General features: G+C 38.8%; 19 protein-coding genes. 10 read left to right on the top strand and 9 right to left on the bottom strand.

All coding sequences use genetic code 11. From position 1 onward, the window contains the following. Position 1: 1 nt before the first annotated feature. From hcaB to hcaD, 3 genes are all read left to right on the top strand, one after another. Complete coding sequence (gene hcaB / locus DJ533_RS16880; RefSeq protein WP_065993379.1) at positions 2-817, top strand: 3-phenylpropionate-dihydrodiol/cinnamic acid-dihydrodiol dehydrogenase; 816 nt, start codon at positions 2-4, stop codon at positions 815-817. Between the two features lie 217 nt (positions 818-1,034). Next, positions 1,035-1,997, top strand: coding sequence for a 3-carboxyethylcatechol 2,3-dioxygenase (locus DJ533_RS16875; RefSeq protein ID WP_065993380.1), 963 nt, complete (start codon positions 1,035-1,037; stop codon positions 1,995-1,997). Between the two features lie 16 nt (positions 1,998-2,013). After that, the gene (gene hcaD / locus DJ533_RS16870; RefSeq protein ID WP_065993381.1) at positions 2,014-3,261 is read left to right on the top strand and encodes a 3-phenylpropionate/cinnamic acid dioxygenase ferredoxin--NAD(+) reductase subunit; all 1,248 of its coding nucleotides are present in this window, start codon (positions 2,014-2,016) and stop codon (positions 3,259-3,261) included. Positions 3,262-3,346: 85 nt separating this feature from the next. Here hcaD and DJ533_RS16865 read toward each other — a convergent pair whose 3' ends face one another. Next, on the bottom strand, positions 3,347-3,793 hold the full coding sequence (locus DJ533_RS16865) for a GNAT family N-acetyltransferase (protein ID WP_065993382.1): 447 nt from the start codon (positions 3,791-3,793) through the stop codon (positions 3,347-3,349). Positions 3,794-3,920: 127 nt separating this feature from the next. On the opposite strand from DJ533_RS16865, the gene DJ533_RS16860 reads away from it, so the two are divergent. Then, complete coding sequence (locus tag DJ533_RS16860; protein ID WP_065993383.1) at positions 3,921-4,862, top strand: cation diffusion facilitator family transporter; 942 nt, start codon at positions 3,921-3,923, stop codon at positions 4,860-4,862. Next, a complete protein-coding gene (locus DJ533_RS16855) occupies positions 4,862-5,980 on the top strand; it encodes an MBL fold metallo-hydrolase (protein WP_065993384.1) in 1,119 nt (372 codons plus the stop codon). Before DJ533_RS16860 ends, DJ533_RS16855 begins: the two co-directional genes overlap by 1 nt. A gap of 172 nt (positions 5,981-6,152) precedes the next feature. Here the strand turns inward: DJ533_RS16855 and DJ533_RS16850 are convergent, their stop codons facing one another. The 4 genes from DJ533_RS16850 to DJ533_RS16835 form a co-directional block, all read right to left on the bottom strand. Beyond that, a complete protein-coding gene (locus DJ533_RS16850) occupies positions 6,153-6,545 on the bottom strand; it encodes a DoxX-like family protein (RefSeq protein WP_065993385.1) in 393 nt (130 codons plus the stop codon). Then, entirely contained in the window at positions 6,532-6,978 is a 447-nt protein-coding gene (locus DJ533_RS16845) for a thiol-disulfide oxidoreductase DCC family protein (protein WP_065993386.1), read from the bottom strand. The genes DJ533_RS16850 and DJ533_RS16845 overlap by 14 nt, the downstream gene beginning before the upstream one ends. Before the next feature lie 91 nt (positions 6,979-7,069). Then, the gene (locus tag DJ533_RS16840; protein WP_065993387.1) at positions 7,070-8,593 is read right to left on the bottom strand and encodes a catalase; all 1,524 of its coding nucleotides are present in this window, start codon (positions 8,591-8,593) and stop codon (positions 7,070-7,072) included. 478 nt (positions 8,594-9,071) lie between these two features. Further along, a complete protein-coding gene (locus DJ533_RS16835; protein ID WP_065993388.1) occupies positions 9,072-9,686 on the bottom strand; it encodes a TetR/AcrR family transcriptional regulator in 615 nt (204 codons plus the stop codon). An 80-nt stretch (positions 9,687-9,766) separates the two neighbouring features. Here DJ533_RS16835 and DJ533_RS16830 point away from each other — a divergent pair, with 80 nt between their 5' ends. Together DJ533_RS16830 and DJ533_RS16825 are read left to right on the top strand one after the other, a co-directional pair. Beyond that, positions 9,767-11,443 carry an acyl-CoA dehydrogenase family protein gene (locus tag DJ533_RS16830; protein WP_065993389.1) on the top strand — a complete coding sequence of 559 codons (1,677 nt, stop codon included), beginning with the start codon at positions 9,767-9,769 and terminating at the stop codon, positions 11,441-11,443. Between the two features lie 550 nt (positions 11,444-11,993). Further along, the gene (locus tag DJ533_RS16825) at positions 11,994-12,485 is read left to right on the top strand and encodes a macro domain-containing protein (RefSeq protein WP_065993390.1); all 492 of its coding nucleotides are present in this window, start codon (positions 11,994-11,996) and stop codon (positions 12,483-12,485) included. Between the two features lie 368 nt (positions 12,486-12,853). On the opposite strand, the gene DJ533_RS16820 is transcribed toward DJ533_RS16825, so the two are convergent. Both DJ533_RS16820 and DJ533_RS16815 read right to left on the bottom strand, forming a co-directional pair. Continuing rightward, on the bottom strand, positions 12,854-13,048 hold the full coding sequence (locus tag DJ533_RS16820) for a hypothetical protein (protein WP_065993391.1): 195 nt from the start codon (positions 13,046-13,048) through the stop codon (positions 12,854-12,856). 267 nt (positions 13,049-13,315) lie between these two features. After that, the gene (locus DJ533_RS16815; protein WP_065993392.1) at positions 13,316-14,221 is read right to left on the bottom strand and encodes a LysR substrate-binding domain-containing protein; all 906 of its coding nucleotides are present in this window, start codon (positions 14,219-14,221) and stop codon (positions 13,316-13,318) included. Positions 14,222-14,353: 132 nt separating this feature from the next. Here DJ533_RS16815 and DJ533_RS16810 point away from each other — a divergent pair, with 132 nt between their 5' ends. Further along, positions 14,354-15,031, top strand: coding sequence for a hydrolase (locus tag DJ533_RS16810; protein ID WP_065993393.1), 678 nt, complete (start codon positions 14,354-14,356; stop codon positions 15,029-15,031). 181 nt (positions 15,032-15,212) lie between these two features. Continuing rightward, positions 15,213-15,407 (top strand): DUF7230 family protein, encoded by a 195-nt coding sequence (locus DJ533_RS16805; RefSeq protein ID WP_065993394.1) that lies wholly within the window; start codon positions 15,213-15,215, stop codon positions 15,405-15,407. Between the two features lie 25 nt (positions 15,408-15,432). Here the strand turns inward: DJ533_RS16805 and ptsP are convergent, their stop codons facing one another. Both ptsP and DJ533_RS16795 read right to left on the bottom strand, forming a co-directional pair. Next, positions 15,433-17,730: a phosphoenolpyruvate--protein phosphotransferase gene (ptsP, locus tag DJ533_RS16800; protein WP_065993395.1), complete on the bottom strand. Its 2,298-nt coding sequence runs from the start codon at positions 17,728-17,730 to the stop codon at positions 15,433-15,435. An 83-nt stretch (positions 17,731-17,813) separates the two neighbouring features. Then, the gene (locus DJ533_RS16795; RefSeq protein ID WP_065993396.1) at positions 17,814-18,314 is read right to left on the bottom strand and encodes an RNA pyrophosphohydrolase; all 501 of its coding nucleotides are present in this window, start codon (positions 18,312-18,314) and stop codon (positions 17,814-17,816) included. 183 nt (positions 18,315-18,497) lie between these two features. Between DJ533_RS16795 and DJ533_RS16790 the strand changes: the two genes are divergently transcribed. Next, a complete protein-coding gene (locus DJ533_RS16790; RefSeq protein ID WP_065993397.1) occupies positions 18,498-19,148 on the top strand; it encodes an HAD family hydrolase in 651 nt (216 codons plus the stop codon). The last annotated feature ends 62 nt before the right edge of the window (positions 19,149-19,210 follow it).

Here is a 19,210-nt window from a genome sequence, read left to right as displayed (position 1 = left end):
CATGGGTTGGCTACAAGGCGAAGTTGCACTGATTACTGGTGGTGGTTCTGGTTTAGGCTGGGCATTGGTAGAGCGCTTTATTGAAGAAGGTGCACAAGTTGCGGTACTTCAACGATCAAAAGCCAAAGTGGATGCCTTAAATGAACACTTCGGTGGCAAAGTACTTGCTATTGAGGGTGATGTAGCTAGCTATGCAGACAACGTTCGTGCTGTGAATGCAACCGTAGAACGCTTTGGTAAACTCGATTGTTTTGTGGGCAATGCTGGCATCTGGGATCATTATGCTGACATTGTGAATACATCGGGTGAGCAGTTAGAAAAAGCCTTTGATGAAATCATGGGCATCAACACCAAGTCACTCATTTTGGGCGCAAAAGCTGCTTTAGATGAATTGGTTAAATCAGAAGGTTCAATTATTTTCACACTTTCTAACTCTGCGCTGTATTCAGCAGGCGGAGGTCCTGTATATACAGCGTCTAAGCACGCTGGTGTGGGGGTGATGAAAGAATTGGCTTATGAACTTGCACCTAAAGTACGCGTGAATGCGGTTGCCCCATCAGGTATGAATGTCAATATCAAAGGTGCAGCATCTTTAGGTCAGGAAAATGTGGGCTTATTAGATGCTCGTGATCCTGAGAAAATTGCCCGTGGTATGCCATTGAACTTCCTTCCTGAGCCTGAAGAAATGACTGGCTCTTATGTCTTGCTTGCTTCTCGCCAAAACAATCGCCCACTCACAGGTGTGTTGATTAATGCAGAATGTGGTTTGGGAATTCGTGGATTACGTCAACCACGTGCAGGTTTCTTTGATGAGTGATATCTGATTTTTGTTGAGTATTTCAATCGAAATTACACATTTTTCCTCATAACCTCCCTAACCCCTCTTTAAAAAGAGGGGGAATTCTTGATGCGTTTTGATTGTATATTCGAAATGCTTCCTCCTTTGAAAAAGGTGAGGAACGTGTTCCGCAAGTGGGAGGATTAAAGCTTTTACGATGTCTTGAAAAATAAAAGCTTCTATTTCGGAGTCCAACATGCCTGTTAAGCTCATTTGTGCATCGCACAGTCCATTGATGGAATTTGCTTCACCGCAACAACAATACAAAGAACAAAAAGTTCGTGACACGTTTGCCGAACTGGCTAAAGCAGTGGAAGCATACCAGCCGACTTTAATCATTACATTCGGTCCTGACCACTTTAATGGTTTCTTCTATGACCTGATGCCAAGTTTCTGTGTGGGTATTCGTGCCAAAGCTGCAGGTGATTGGGACTATGGAAAAGACAATGACCATATTAATGTGCCTGAAGAGACCGCACTTCATTTAGTACGCAAAGTCTTGGATGAAGGTGTAGATGTGGCGTATTCTTACCGTATGCAAGCAGATCATGGGGTAACTCAACCTTTACACTTTTTGTGCCATGGGCAATTAGATCGTTATCCAACGATTCCTATTTTCATCAATGGCGCTGCTGCCCCAATGCCTACTACCAAACGTACAGTAGCTTTAGGTCGTGCAGTTGGTCAGTTCATCAAGTCTTTAAATCTTGAAAATGAACGTGTCTTGATTTTAGGAACAGGCGGATTATCACATGATCCACCGACACCGCAAATGGGTTCAGTTCCGCCTGAAGTGGAAGAGTTTTTGATCTGTGGACGTAATCCAACTCAAGAAGCACGTACTACACGTCAAGGTAAAATCATTGCTGTCGGTCAAAAGTTGGCAGCAGGTGATACTTCTGTAGCCGTACCGTTAAATCCTGAATGGGATCGGGCATTGCTCCAAACTTTTGCCAAAGCAGACTTTGCAACCATTGAAGCCATGACTGAAGCTGAAATCCGCAAAGATGGTGGTCGTGGCGGTCAAGAAGTTCGTGCTTGGATGGCAGCCTTTGCTGCCATGCATGAAGTAGGTGAATATGACATGACCACACATTGCTATGAAGATATTAGTGAGTGGATTGCGGGCTTTGGCATCGTATCTGCTGAGTTGAAATAAATTAAGGACAAATCCCATGAACCAAAATGATATTCAAACCATCGTGATTGTTGGTGCTGGTCAAGCTGGTGCAAGCGCCATTTTAGAACTTCGTGCCAACAAATATGAGGGCAACATCATTTTGGTGGGTGATGAAACCCATCTACCGTATGAACGTCCACCCTTATCCAAAGATGTGATTTTAAAGCCTGAAGACACAAAGATTGAGATTCTATCGGAACAAAAATTAGCAGATTTAGGCGTTGAGCATATTCGTGGTAATGGCGTGGTGAAAATCAATGCAGATGCAAAAACAGTTGAACTGAAAAATGGTGAAACTGTTGCATTTGATAAATTATTGCTTGCCACAGGTGGTTCAGCACGTCGTTTGCCAAACTTTGATGCATTGGGAAAACACGTTTATACACTTCGTAATCTTGAAGACTCACAAGCACTTGTGCCTGTATTGCAAGCAGGACGTCGTATAGTCCTAATCGGTGGTGGTGTGATTGGTCTTGAACTTGCATCTTCTGCACGTGCAAAAGATTGCCAAGTGACTGTGATCGAAATGGGTGCAATGGTGATGGGGCGTTCATCACCACGTATTTTAAGTGAGTTTTTATTGGCGCAGCAACGTCTTGCAGGCGTTGATGTTCGTCTAGAAACCCAGATTGCCGATTGCCGTCTTGAGCAAAACCAGCAGGGTGAAGAAGTCGTGATCACCTTAGAAGGTGGTGAAGAACTTCGTGCCGATGCCGTAATTTATGGGATTGGGATTATTCCAAATGCCCAATTAGCTCTAGATGCAGGCTTAGACGTTGATTTTGCGATTAAAGTGAATGATAACTGCCAAAGCTCACATCCTGACATTTATGCAGCAGGGGATGTCGCAACCCAACTGCGTGATTGTGGTAATCACCGCCGTGTAGAAACTTGGGAAAATGCAAACTTACAAGCAGGTATTTTTGCACGTCATGTGATGGGTGTAGAACATCCTATGCTTAATCCTGCATGGTTTTGGACAGATCAGCTTAATATTAATTACCAATTTGTGGGTGATATGGCAGCGGCTGAATGGATCGTGCGTGGTGAAATGAATCCAGAACAACGTGATGCATCATCGTTTGTACTTTTTGGTGTGACAGATGGCGTGATTGTGGGTGGAATTACCGTGAATGCAGCCAAAGAAATGCGTCATTTGAAAAAATTGATTAGCAAACAAGCGCCATTTGAAGCGGATAAATACTTAGATTTAAGCCAAGATTTACGTAAATTAGTTAAATAAATTTAAGTTTATGTAAAAAGCCTGAGTAAATTTACTCAGGCTTTTTTTATGTGTTTGTTCTATGAAGATGACTTAAGCTTTTACTCTAAGTGTGTGCATGAAAGCGTAAATGCAATGTCGGACATGGATAACCTTGTGTATCCCATTTAGAACGTGCGCTCAGTTGAAAACCATGCTTTTGATAAAATCTAAATTCTTTGACATTACTTTCAAAAACATCCACTTCTTGAACACCCAACTTTAAAGCATACTTTAACAGCATTGAACCAAAGCCGAGTCCTGCATATTGGGGATGTACATAGAGCATTTCTATTTTACGATAAGCAATCCCAATAAAGCCGATAATCTTTTGATTTAGCTCGAGATGAAACAACTGCATATGTTCAAAATAATGATGTACGGTTAAAAGCTCTCGTATTTTTAAAATATGCTGGTGCTGAAAAAAATGTTGTTTAGCATCCACGCATTGTTGCCAAACAGAAAAGAGTGCTGGATGTTGATCAGGTTGAGATGAACGAATTTCGGTTTGCATAAAAAAATCGCTCAATCGTGAACAGCAACAAAAATTAAAGGAAAAATACATGCGGTTTAACTAATATGGCTTAAAATGCAGAGAAAAATCAAATCACTGTATTTGATCACAATAAACAGGACAATAAATGTCAGATTCCAACAAAATTGTGGTATATGCAGCACTTTTCGGTAATCTTGCGATTGCATGTGTAAAGTTTGTGGCAGCTTATATTACAAATAGTTCTGCAATGCTCAGTGAAGCGATTCATTCAGTTGTAGATACACTGAATGAAGTATTGTTACTGCATGGTATCAAAAAATCGCAACAACCCGCCAATGCCAAACATCCTTTTGGTTATGGGCGAGAGTTGTATTTTTGGGCATTTATTGTTGCATTGCTGGTTTTTGCTTTGGGTGCGATCGTTTCGATTTATCAAGGTGTGCAGCATGTTTTACATCCTGAAGAAATAACATCACCTTATGTTAATTATATTGTGTTAGTCATTGCGATCCTGTGTGAAGGGACTTCGTGGTTGGTTGCTTTAAAGTCTTTTAAAAAATTAAAAGGTAGAATGAGCTATTTCGAAGCTTTTAAACGCAGTAAAGATCCGACCACCTTTACCGTATTGTTTGAAGATTCGGCAGCACTGATTGGTTTGTTTATTGCGTTGATCGGGATTTTTCTGGCACATCAGTTGAACATGCCAGTGATAGATGGTATTTCTTCCATTTTAATTGGTATAGTTTTGGCGATATCCGCTTTACTTTTAGCAAGAGAAACGAAAGGATTGCTGTTGGGTGAAATTGCTCATCCACAATTACGTGAAAATGTGTTAAAAGTGGCGAGGGAAGATTTTGCTGTGCAGTATGCCAATGGTGTTTTAACTGAACAAATGGGTGCTCATCAAGTACTTGCCTCACTGAGTTTAGAATTTAAAGATAATTTAACTTCAGATGATATCGAAGCTTGTGTTAATCGTATTGAAACCAAGATCAGAGAAATTCATCCTGAAATTATTGCATTATTTATTAAACCGCAAACACAACAAATGTGGTTAGAAAGAATGAAAGGGCGTTTAGAGTCGTAATGTCAAAAGAGATTGAACAGAATTCGGTTGAAGATCGTACTTTAAATACCGAAGAAGTTGTAGCGACCGTTCCTACACAACAGCTCCATTATCGTTTAGAAACTGAAAGTTGCCTATCACATACGTGGTATCGACCTGTATTTAAGGTGTTGGCTTCAGACCATCATAATGGTGAAAACTTTTTTAATCCTGTGCGTCGCCCTGAAGGCAATCGCCGTTGGGATTTAGTGAAATGGTTGAGTACACGCAAGTCTTCAACTTGGGGTGTCGACTCTAGCAAAGAAGCCGCTGAGTTTTATGCAACCCCACGCGCATTGCCTCAAAACCGCCCAAATGCCTCAGAAAATGATTGGCAAATTTGGTTTATCGGACACGCAACCGTATTGTTACAAATCGGACCTTATAATTTTTTAACAGACCCAGTCTGGGCAGATCATGTCAGTCCTAAACAAGGACGTGGTCCTAAACGTGTGATTCCAGCAGGGATTGCATTGGAGCATCTACCAACGATTCATGCAGTATTACTCAGTCATAATCATTATGATCATATGGATATCGCCAGTTTGCGTTGGTTACATCGTAAATTTGCAATGCCGATTTATACAGGTTTAGGCAATAGTCACTATTTACCGAATGACTGGCATGTCATCGAAATGGATTGGTGGCAATCTGCATTATTTAAAAATTTAAAAATCGTCTATACCCCTGCACAACATGGCTCAGGGCGTGGCTTCCGTGATCAAAATGCTGCACTGTGGGGTGGTTTTTCTATTGTTTCACAGTATGGGCATTTCTTCTTTGCAGGAGATACTGGCTACTCAGGACATTTCAAAGAGATTCAAAAACGTTTAGGTTCACCACGTATTGCGCTGATTCCTATTGGGGCGTATGAGCCACGCAATTTAATGAAATATATGCATATGAATCCACAAGATGCCTTTCAAGCGCATATTGATTTGCAAGCAAAACGCTCATTGGCAATTCACTATCGGACTTTCCAGTTGACTGATGAAAGCCGAGAACAGCCTGAACATGACTTACATGATGCAATGAAAAATACGTCTAAGTTGATGAATCCGTTCTATTGTATAAAAGAAGGGCGGAAGTTGATTGTTTAATTCAGCATAATTCAATATGGACATTCAGTAAATTGTTTTGAACGTATTTTTATTGTTAAGCCAAATAGGGTCTAAAAAGTCAAACATGCTCAAAACGTCTGAAAAAGCATTACTTTAAATAGTTAATGCTTTTTGTCCAGAGTATGTAATGGCTTGAATCAAATAGGATAAATTATTTGTTGTATTTTAAGAGTTGCAGAGCAATGAGAGATAACGCTGCCATCGCTAGATTCATCACAAAAGGATTAAAAGCTTGCTGGAAATAGGTCACATCAGTGTATAAAATAAATATACTTAACCCAAGCATGGCTGCAATATTACAATAATGTAAGATCTTACGCTGCTTCAAGAGTAGAAATAACGCACCAAAAATAATTTCCATCCACCCTGCAACCTCAACCAGTATTAATATCGTCAGCTCATCTAAACCATGTAATTCCCACAAGCGTTGTTCATCGAGTGCATGAAACATTAATTTGGGCACACTGCCTTGATAAATCCATACTATTGCCAAAGTAAAATGTAATGTAAATAAAACCTTATCAATAGTTTTAGATTGTTGCATGAACCACACTTTCCAAAAAATGTTGTTTATTTTCAGCAGAAACGAATAAACAATAATCTGTCGTACCAAACAAACCATAACGATTCTGTGCTACACGTCGATATACAAAATCACGCATACGTTTTGGAAATAGATAGCCAATTTTTACACTAGAAAATGGTCGACCTAAACTGTCCATCACTTTTAAAAATGCAGTAGATTCTGTATAGGCTTGTCCATTTTGAATGACCAACATGGTGTCAAAATTGTCTAAAGGCATATCATAATGTTGTAAAATTGCTTGCCCAAGTGCAGACTGTACTGAAGCAAGTTTAAATTGCGCTGTATGATCATATTTGATTAAAAACTTTGCCCACCTATTACACAGCACGCATATTTCATCAAATAATACAATGTCATGGGTTTCAATGATTTTCTCGATATTTTTATTCATTTTTTATTTTTCAACACTGTAAAGTTAGACTATAGCAATTTTACAAATAAAGAAAAACCACCCGAAGGTGGTTTTTCAATTTGACTTCTATTTAGAGCAAACCAGGATTCCCTTGAGCAGGATCAGTGGCACGTGCGGCTTGCGCATCAGCAACTGTCATGCCTAAAGCTTTAGCTACACCTTCACCATAGGCTGGGTCACAGGCATAGCAGTTACGGATATGACGATATTTGATGAAATCAAGCGCATCGCCCATCGCAGCCGCAGTATTGTTAAATAAAGCCTGTTGTTGTTCAGGTTTCATTAAGTTAAATAATGCACGGGGTTGACTAAAATAGTCTGCATCATCTTGGCGATAATCCCAGAAATCTGCATCTCCTGTAATTTTTAAAGGTGGCTCTTTGTATTGAGGTTGTTCTTGCCATTGGTGGAAACTATTTGGCTCATAGTGTGGCAAGCTACCATAGTTACCATCCATGCGACCTTGACCATCACGGCGGTTAGAGTGAACTGGACAACGTGCGGCATTGACAGGGATTTGAGTATGGTTGACACCGACACGATAACGAGCAGCATCAGCATAGTTGACTAAACGCGCTTGTAGCATACGGTCTGGAGAATAACTAATACCAGGTACAAGGTTGCTCGGTGCAAAGGTTGCTTGTTCGACATCTTGGAAGTAATTTTCAGGATTACGATTTAATTCAAACTCACCCACATCGATCAGAGGATAGTCACCATGTGGCCACACTTTGGTTAAATCAAAGGGATGATATGGCACTTTTTCTGCATCAGTTTCAGGCATGATTTGAACTTGCAGTTTCCATTTTGGGAAATCGCCACGTTCAATTGCATTAAAGAGATCAGTTTGTGAACTTTCACGATCTTTGGCAATGATTGCTTCTGCTTCGGCATCAGTTAAGTTTTTAATGCCTTGTTGGGTACGGAAATGGAATTTTACCCAAAAACGTTCATTTTGATCATTGATAAAGCTATAGGTATGACTACCAAAACCATGCATATGACGATAGCCATCAGGAATACCACGATCAGACATGACGATGGTCACTTGATGAAATGCTTCTGGTAATAATGTCCAATAATCCCAGTTATTGGTTGCACTACGTTTGTTGGTTTTTGGGTCACGTTTAACAGCTTTGTTTAAATCTGGAAATTTACGTGGATCACGCATGAAGAATACAGGGGTGTTGTTCCCCACAAGATCCCAGTTCCCTTCTTCGGTATAAAACTTAAGTGCAAAACCACGAATATCACGTTCAGCATCTGCCGCACCACGCTCACCTGCAACGGTAGAGAAGCGAGCAAACATTTCAGTTTTTTTGCCAACTTCAGAGAAAATTTTAGCGCGTGTATATTTGCTAATGTCATGCGTTACTGTAAATGTACCAAATGCACCAGAACCTTTGGCATGCATACGGCGCTCAGGAATCACCTCGCGAACAAAGTTGGCTAATTTTTCATTGAGCCATAAATCTTGTGCAAGTAATGGACCACGAGCACCTGCCGTCATACTGTTTTGGTTGTCTACTACAGGAGCACCAACATCAGTGGTCAGGTGGGTGACTGGGCATTTTTTAATATCGTCTTGGCTCATCGTATTTCTCCATTATTCTCATCATGTATTTTAAGGAATGTTCCATAATGAATATGGATAACATGCTTCAACAGATATCACATTAAACGTTTTGTTAATTCATTCTAAAATTACAATATGACAAAGCGATGTTATCTAAAGTCATTTTGAATGGCTTAAAACTGAAAATAACGCGTTTAAAAATATATACCTGTATATTGAAGTTAATATTTTCAATGTTATTTGACAAATGGAATATAAAGGTCTAAATAAGTGGAAAAAACGATTGATTAGTGTTTTAAATTGACATGAATACTCGGAAATCAAGTGCTTTCTATTTTTGAAAGCCTGAGATGCTGCTCAGTGTTTTATGATTGCTAGCATGCTAAATGGTACGCTGAGCTCAATATTTTTTGAACATTGGGTTGGTTAATATTCAATATGAAATCAATATGCTGGATCAAGTTAGATGAATAAGACATTGAAATTACTATTTTGCTTAAATCAAATTTTTTAGCATTTGTACAATATCTTTCTCTAAATGCTCCCATTCTTTAAACTTCGGTTCAATCAACAATATCTGCGATACAAAACCATAGCAAATTCTTTGTACATTTAGACTGACATGGTTGAGCTGTGTTGTATCTTTTATGAACGAAGCAAGTATATGCTGCCACATTTGAACCATCATGGCATAACTTTTCTGATAAATTTCAATACTAGAAATCTGGCGTTCCAATAAAAAAGTTTGCGCCCATAAAAACTGCTCAGCCTGAATTTGTTGTAACTGAAACTGAATGATCTGCTGTAAATAACTCTCCAAAGTCAGATTTGTGGATAACTCATATCGACTTTGTGCATAACTTTTTAAAGCTTCGGCATTATTTTTCACATGCTGATGGATGGTTAGGGCAATCAAATCTTCTTTCTTAGAAAAATACTCATAAAACGTCCCTAATCCTACACCTGCAAGCTCAGTGATTTCCCGAATGGTAATTTTATGGGCAGGACGCTCATGTAAAAGCCGAACAAAACTTTCTATCAACGCTTCTTGTGTGATGCGCGCCCTTGATTGACGTGGTTTACGTCGTACATTAATCGCAGCTAAAGCCATAAAACTAATCCGAACACCAATGAATGCATTTTCTTCTATACTGAATGGAATTGAAGTAAACAACAAGATGAGCGTTTAGGATGAATACAGCACAATTTGCAGCACGACCAGCATGGGAAACCCACGAGATCAATAATCAGTTTGATGAATTGCAAAACTACAACTTATTCAGCACTGACCAAGTATTACAAGAAATATTGCAGCGTTATGGCAGTCAAGATCAGCAAGCTCTAGCGGAGTTTGGAGAGATTGTTGGTTCAGCAGAATATTATCAATATGCAGACCTAGCCAATCGTCATACCCCAGAATTACATGCCTTTGATGCACGTGGTCGTCGTAAAGACTTTTTAGAATTTCACCCTGCATGGCATAAATGGATGAGTATAAACCGTCAGTTTAATACCCATGCACACCCATTTAACAACCCGCAATCAACTTCAAAATGGGTTGATTGGGCGGCACGTTTCTTCTTAAGTGGGCAAGTCGAATGTGGTAATTTATGTCCAAATTCTATGACCTTAGGTAGTATTCCTTTGATTCAGAATGAACCTGAACTGTGGGCGAAAATCGGTGAAAAATTATTGTCCAATGAATACGATGAACGAGATATTCCGATTTCCCAAAAGAAATCTATTTGGATGGGCATGGGTATGACCGAAAAGCAGGGTGGTTCAGATGTCCGTACCAATGAAACCTTAGCTGTTCCTGTGGTGGAATCAGGTCGTGGTAAAGCTTATTTATTGACAGGACATAAATGGTTTTTCTCAGCACCAATGTGTGATGCACATTTGGTGGTGGCGAAAACTGAACAGGATGGTTTGGCGTGTTTCTTTGTCCCTCGTTGGCTAGAGGATGGCACCAAGAATAACATTCAAGTACAACGTCTAAAAGACAAAGTCGGGAATCGTAGTAACTCAAGTTCAGAGGTTGAATTTAAAGACGCATGGGGCATCATGATCGGAGAAGCAGGACGTGGCATTCCAACCATTATCGAAATGGCGAATTACACCCGTTTAACCTGTTCAGTTGGTTCAAGTGCCATGCTCCGACAAGCATTGGTACAGTGCATCGCCTATACGCGTCAGCGTAAAGCTTTTGGAAAGCATTTAGCCGAGCAACCTTTGATGCAAGCGGTACTTGCAGATTTGGCATTGGAAACTGAAGCTGCGATGCAACTCAGCTTTCATCTCGCACATTGCTATGAACAAGATGATGAGTTATCACTGGCATGGAAACGCATCATGACCCCTGCATCTAAGTTTTGGGTCTGTAAACGAGCTGTGGAACTGACAGGCGAAATGATGGAAGTCTTTGGTGGTAATGGTTATGTGGATACAGGCATTATGGCGCGTATTTTTAAAGAAGCTCCTGTCAATACCATTTGGGAAGGTTCGGGTAATGTCATGTGTTTGGATGTATTACGTGCCATTCAGCGTGATCGTAATTCCATCGAAGTCTTATTCCAGTCTTTTGCTCAAGTGACCTCAAGTGATGCTGTTTTGCAGAATGAATTGCAGTCATTGTTAAAATTATTTAGTAGTCTACAAGCTAATGAAATGCAGTTTATGGCACGCAGTCTGGTCAGTCGCTTGGTGATTCTGGCGCAAGCGATTTTACTGAAACAGCATGCACCTGATGCTGTTGCAGCGGCTTTTATCCAAACGCGTTACAATGAGTTTCATGGACGAGTTGTCGGTATGATTGATGCAAAAGTGCTGGATGTTGAACGAATATTAGCAAGAGCCTTGGCACATTAAAAATTTAAAAATTGAAGAGGTTGTATGATACTAACCTCTTCAATGGGAGTTTTTTTAGAATATTATTCAATCAAAAACAACCCAACAGATACTGATCAAAGCATTGGCATGTCTCATGTTTGGTTTAGCATGTAGTATATTATTCCCAAAAGTATATAAACTATTTTTATAAATGGTTTTATTAAATTCGTATCGGATAGATAATTTTTTAAAGCACCTTTATATTTTTATTTTATGCATGAATTTAAAATATTTATTTGAGTATCTTTATTAGAAATGAATAGGTTAACTGTTTTTTGAAATAAAATTATTTTATAAATATATGTTTTTAATCGTTGTTTTAGGTGTAACATAATAATAGAAGCAGTGCTTTATTTTAAGTTTTAAAAGTACTGCATTTATATAAACATATTAACATTATTTTGAATGATTTTTAAGCAAAAAATGTGACTCCCTTGTTGATGTAAAAGACATGAAAATAATAAATAAATCCTCCATATTAGAAATAGAAAGATAGCAATATGATAATTTTAAATAGAGGAGATTATTTATGATCTATGAAGTTTCTGGAGATATTTTACTGAGTGACGCACGTGCAATTGCGCATGGGGTTGCACCAAATGATAACTTTGCAAGTGGTTTGGCTTTAAATTTAAGAGAACACTGGCCTGCTTTATATAAAGATTTTAGAAATTATTGTCATATTTATCATCCAAAATCAGGTGAGTTGTGGACTTGGGTGAATGCTGAAGGGCAACGCATTATTAACCTCATGACTCAAGAAGCAGCTTATGATAAAGGTGCAAAACCGGGTAAAGCTTCTATTGAATACGTGAACAGTACATTGAAAGCACTCAGACAAGTAGTACTTGATGAAAAGATAGAAAGCCTTGCTTTACCTCGTTTAGCAACGGGTGTGGGTGGTTTGGACTGGGATGAAGTTCGCCCTTGGGTGTATAAGCATCTTGAAGATTTGAATATTCCGATTTATATCTACACACTGTATCAAAAGGGTGTTAAGGCTGAAGAAAAAGCTGAATAATCAGTGCTTATCGTCTATTAAATGATGCTGAATAATACTGTGAAGCTCAACAAATGATTTTGTTGGGCTTTTTTGTGTTTTTATAAGTGAACATACGATTGAGTGCCTTAACTCAAAAAGTTCGCCAATCAATCTATTTTTTATGGATGCTGACATGAAATGACATAAGGGTTAAGTTTCGGAAAACTTAACCCTTATTGGCTTAAATTCATTGCTTATTTAAAGCATGAGCTCAAATCTTTAAATAAGATTACTTTTGTTTTTTAAGCTCTTTTTTAAGCTGTTTCAATTTGCCTTCGTGTTTTGAAATTTTATCCAAACGCGCTTTGATTTTTTTCTTTAAAGATTTAACTTGCTTAGACATCATGTTACTCCTTAGTTTTGGTATCCGTTGGCTGATGTTTTTTGATAAAACTACGGATAAATTTTCTTAATTCTCGTGCTGCACTGGTATCTAGGTTTTCACACAATTGTAAGAACTCATCCCGCTCAGCACTATTAATGCGAATTAAGAGTTGACCATCTTTTTTATTCACCTTTGTTTTTTTGGGTAATTCAGCCATAACGTATTTATCCCCAAAGGTGATTTTCAAAAATGTATATACAATATATATACGTTTTAAAAATAAAGCAAATTTATCTTATTGAAAATGTTTGATTATTTAGTATTTTAATGAAAATTTATGTAAAATGATGTAAGTATTTTTAAGTAAGTTGCTGTTATCACGATGTTTATTTTAGAAGTAATTCCGCTTAAAAAATAAAGATCATTTCATCAAAAGACCCAAATAAAATAGCCGATCTTGGCCTTTTTATTACTTATGCAATATTTATGTCGTTTGATTTGTCCTGAACTCTTCAACTAAAAAATCAATCAATGCTTTGACGGATGGCAGTTGTCCTCTGCGTGACGTATAAGCTAGATGAATCAATTCTGGTTTTGGCTCCCATTCAGGAATGATTTTAACTAAACGTCCCGTTTTTAAGTCTTCACTGCTGATTAGCTCGGGTAGTTTCGCTACGCCTAAACCTTGTAAGGTTGCAGAATGCAATGCAACTAAATCGGTAGTCGTAAGTCGAGGTTCACATTTAAAATAATAATGATCATTGTGTTGATTAAATAAATTCCAATGATATTCAGGTGCAAATGATTCCATCATTAAAATGGGCCAGTGATGTAACTCATCTAAAGATTGAAGCTTGAAACGTTGATTGACCAGATCAGGACTTGCCACAATATATTGCTTTGAAATAGCCAAATCACGCACAATCAAATCACTGTCCGTTAAAGGCAGAGGTCGGATACGAATGGCAACATCATAACGCTCATTAATTAAATCAACTTTACGATTGGTGGCTTCAATATGTAATTTTACTTTGGGGTATTGCATTAAAAATTTATTCAGCATTTGGCTGATATTAATGTGTAGCAGATTGGTTGGACAGGAAACTTTTACAGTTCCTGTCGGTTCGGCACTCAGCATTTGCATGGCTTCATCAGCAGCCTCCGCTTCAATTAGCATCGCCCTGCAGTGTTGATAATAAATTTTGCCCACTTCCGTGATGGAAATTTGTCTGGTTGTTCGATTTAATAATTTGACCCCTAAACGTTTTTCTAACTCTGCGACTCGGCGACTTAATAATGATTTTGTCAGCATTAACTCATTACTCGCTGCGGAAAATCCACCGTATTCAATCACTTTTGCAAAATAGTAAAGATCGTTTAGGTCTTTCATTGGCTTATCTCATTTAAAAAAACATTTTATTGTTTATATATTGGGACAATGTGTCATATTTAGAATATTTAATAAACATTGTTCCATTACTAATATTATAAACACAAACCAATCAATATGAAGGTAATAAAAATGTCTACGCCAGCAAATTTTGACGGACAACGTCCAGTGATTGATTCTACAGATTCAGTGATGTTATTGATTGATCATCAAAGTGGCTTATTTCAAACCGTAGGGGATATGCCAATGACTGAATTACGTCAACGTGCATCTGCTTTGGCAAAAATTGCATCATTGGCAAATATTCCAGTCATTACAACAGCTTCTGTACCACAAGGTCCAAATGGTCCATTGATCCCTGAAATTCATCAAAATGCACCCCATGCACAGTATGTTGCACGTAAAGGTGAAATCAATGCGTGGGATAACTCTGAATTTGTACAAGCAGTAAAAGCAACTGGTAAAAAAACATTGATCATTGCAGGAACGATTACTAGCGTATGTATGGCTTTCCCTGCAATCAGTGCAGTTGCAGAAGGCTATAAAGTATTTGTTGTCGTTGATGCCTCTGGGACATATAGCAAAATGGCGCAGGAAATAACCTTAGCACGTATGGTTCAAGCAGGTGTAGTACCGATGGATACCGCAGCAGTTGCTTCTGAAATTCAAAAAACTTGGAATCGTGAGGATGCAGCAGAATGGGCACAAGTTTATACTCAAATTTTCCCAGCATATCAGTTGCTTATGGAAAGCTATAGTAAAGCACAACAAGTCATTAGTAATAACGAAGTATTGGATTCCAATCGCTAATTTTAACGGATACAGCCATCCTGTAAAGGGTGGTTGTTGAATATAAAAAGCAATATTTATATTTTTGTAAGCTACTGATCATTATGATGAAATATTTTATAAGAATGCTTGTATTTTGTGCAAAAAGGCGTAATATCACATTCCCATCTTATTTTGATGGATATTAAAAAAGGTAAATAAAATGGCGAAGAAAAAAGCTGCGCCTGAAGTTGTGATTCACAACTTTGTGGCAAAACACATGAATGATTTTAACAAAAGTCAAACTTTTGTAGATCGAAAAAAAGATGCAAAACGTGGTTATTCTAAACACAAAAAAGGTCGATATTCTGATGATTATCGACCTTTTTACTTTCTAGCATTTTGTTTTTGCTTTTAAAAAATATAGCAGTATCAATCAAAAATTATAAGCTGACTGCACGAGAAGAATTTTTTACCATATCCCCCAAGCCATGGGTTTTAAAATAATATTCCAATAAACTTTTGACCATCAACGGATTATTCATTTGCAAAGATTGGTCGAGTAATACTTTGGCATCAGGCATTGGCACATGACAAATTGCTTTACGCACTCGCAAAATATTACTTGAACTCATCGATAGGGTATTGAAGCCCATTGCCATAAGTAAAATCGCTGTTAGTGGATCACCTGCCATTTCCCCACAAATACTGACAGGTTTATCGTATTTATGACATTCTTGTACTAAACGAGTCAAAGCACGCAATACTGCAGGATGTGAATGTGAATAAACATTGGCAACACGTGGATTATTGCGGTCAACGGCGAGTAAATATTGGGTTAAATCATTGGAACCCACTGAGAAAAAGTCTACTAAAGGTGCAAACTCATCAATCTGTAAAAGCACACTTGGCACTTCGACCATGATGCCGATTTTTGGCTTGGTGATTTTGACTTGTTCTTCTTCTTGCACAGCAACCCAATCACGTTCCAGTAAATACAAGGCTTCTTCAACCTCACTGACACTGGTCACCATGGGCAGTAAAATATGCAAGTTATTCAAACCAATACTGGCTTTGAGCATGGCACGAATTTGTGAAGAAAAAATCTCAGGATGATCAAGGGTAAAGCGAATTCCACGCCAGCCCAAAGCTGAGTTTTCTTCCTCGATAGAAAAATAAGGTAGGTCTTTGTCTGCACCAATATCGAGGGTACGCATCACCACAGGTTTGTTGGCAAAGTGGCTCAGTTGTTGGCGGTAAATGGCACGTTGTTCTTCTTCACCAGGGAAGCGTTCACGAAGCATGAACGGAATCTCAGAACGATATAAACCGACACCTTTTGCACCACGTTGCACGCCACGTACAACATCAATCATCAAGCCTGTATTGACGTATAGTTTCACAGCAACACCATCAGGGGTGATAGCGTCTTTGGTTTCATACTGCTTTAAATCTTTGGCGATTTGTTCTTCTTCTTTTTGAATTTCTTTATAACGGGTACGCATACGACGTGGTGGATTGATGAAAACCCGCCCTTGATGCGCATCGACGATCATTTCCACATCATCGAGTGTACTTACTGGCAGTTCAGTCACACCGACAACAGTTGGAATGCCTAAGGCACGTGCCACGATGACCATGTGTGAATTCATTGCACCTTCAGTGGTGACAATCGCTGCAATTTTATCGACAGGGAGTTCAACTAAAGCAGCAGTAGAAATTTCATCTCCAATCAGAATGCTTTCATCAGTTAGTTCACGATGACTCGAATCTGCTTCTTGTAAATAGGCTAAAATACGACGACCGAGGTCTTTTAAATCAGAAACCCGTTCACGTAAGTAGTCATCTTCCATCTGTGCAAACAAAGCAATATGTTTGTCGATGACAATACGTACTGCACCCTGCGCCCAATGACCATCACGGATTTCAGTTTTAATCTCAGAAGGTAAGGCATTTTCATCTAACATGCGTAAGAACACACTAAACAGCGCGCGTTCTTCTGCCATGAGTGCATCCTGCATTTTGTCATCAAGTGACTGAATTTCATCACGTACAGATGCTATCGCATGATCTAAAAGTTGTAACTCTTCACTAATATCATCGGCTTCACGATCTGGCACAGCTGCCAAATCCGCAGGTGGATAGAGAATAATGGCACGACCAATCGCAATCCCGCCTGAGCCTGAAACTCCTTGAAAGGTTTTATACGTTGGTAAGCTATTCGGCTTACGAAAAACATCAATATTACCTACTGCATGTGCATGCGCGATCACACCAGAGAGCTGTGCACATAAAGTGACTAAAAATGATTCAGCCGCTTCACTAAAATCTTGAGGTTCTTTATTTTGTACCACCAGAACGCCCATCACCTTGCGGCGATACATGACAGGTACACCGAGGAAAGAGTTATAAATCTCTTCGCCAGTTTCAGGTAAATACAAAAAACGCTCATGTTTTGGCGCGTTGTCTAAGTTGACAATTTCCTCACGCTGTCCGACCAAACCGACCAAACCTTCACTGGTATGCAATGAAACATTACCCACTGCATTGGGATTGAGTCCTTTGGTCGCCATCAGGACAAAACGTTGATTACGCTCATCAAGTAGATAAATGGAACATACATCGACATGCATTGCTTCAGAAACTTGATTGACCATGATTTCTAAAGATTCATGCAAGCTGACAGACGTATTAATTTCTTGGACAATACGTCTTAGGGTGTCTAGTTGCATGTTCGACATGGGATATATGCTCCTTTATAGTAGGATTGTGCTCAAATGTATAATTTCACTTTTATTTATAACAGCAGCCTCTGAAAAAATCTTTAGATTTTTATAGAAACTTCAGGTAAAAATTGTGGCATTTGCATACACAACTCCATCATTGCTTTACGATAAACATCACGTTTAAAATTCACTACCTGTCCCAGTGGATACCAATAGCTGACCCATTGCCATTGATCAAACTCTGGCGGATCAGATAAGTTCAACTGAATGTAGTTCGTTGATGCTACCAATTTTAATAAAAACCATTTTTGCTTTTGTCCAATACATACGGGATCAGAATCCGAACGAATGTATCGAAGCGGCAAACGATAATGCAACCAACCTTCGGTTTGTGCAATTATTTGGACGTGCTCTGGTAGGAGCCCAACTTCTTCTCGTAGTTCTCTAAAAAGAGCTTGCTCAGGAGTTTCTCCAAACTGGATACCTCCTTGAGGAAATTGCCATGCATTGTGACCAATGCGTTTTGCCCATAAAACTTGTCCAATATCATTTGCCAAAATGATCCCGACGTTGGGTCGGAAACCTTCTGAATCGATCATTTGGCTACCTAAATTTTGTGAATTTCATTGACTTTGTATATGGGGACATTCACTCTTGCATCCAACTCGACAAAGTCAAAGTAATAATGTTGTAAAATTGCTATGATCTTAACGAATTTCTATCGACAAGCGGAGATAGATTTACATTTTTTTTCTTAATTTTCAGTTTGCACGAGTATTTTCATGAAATTGGCGTTGTTTGATCTTGATCACACCTTATTAAATACCGACTCAGATCACTCTTGGGGTGAGTTTTTAGTCAATGAAGGCTTGGTCGACCCCGTCCGACATCGTGCGATGAATGATAAATTTTATGAAGACTATAAAGCAGGGAAGCTGGATCCGATTGCCTATAACGAATTTGTATTTGAGTTTTTAACTCAACATGACCATACCTATTTGACAGAATTACATGAGCTGTTTATGCAAAAAGTGATTCGCCCACAAATGCGCCCAAAAGGTTTTGAGGCGATTCAACGTCACAAAGAGGCAGGGCATGAGTTGGTTGGGATTACGGCAACATCGGATTTTATTACTGCACCGATCTTCCGTGAGTTTGGGATTACCGAAATCATTGCCACCAATGCAGAAGTTAAAGATGGAAAATATACGGGTAAAGTCATCAATATTCCATGTTATCAAAAAGGCAAATTGGCACGTTTAGATCAGTGGCTTGAAGGTCGTGACGTCACGGAGTCATGGGTATATTCAGATTCGGTTAATGATCGGTTCTTGTTGGAATATGCAGATCATGCTTTTGCCATCAATCCTGATGATCGTTTGGAGGTTTTAGCCAAAGAAGAGGGTTGGGAAATTCAAGACTGGTCGATTTGATTGATTTCGCTTTTATTGATGAAGTAGATGAATGACAGCACTGAGGTGCTGTTTTTTATGTA

This window comes from Acinetobacter defluvii (genome assembly GCF_001704615.3).
Taxonomy (GTDB): domain Bacteria; phylum Pseudomonadota; class Gammaproteobacteria; order Pseudomonadales; family Moraxellaceae; genus Acinetobacter; species Acinetobacter defluvii.
Note: the sequence above shows the minus strand (reverse complement) of the source record. Positions and strands in the feature narration are given on the sequence as shown.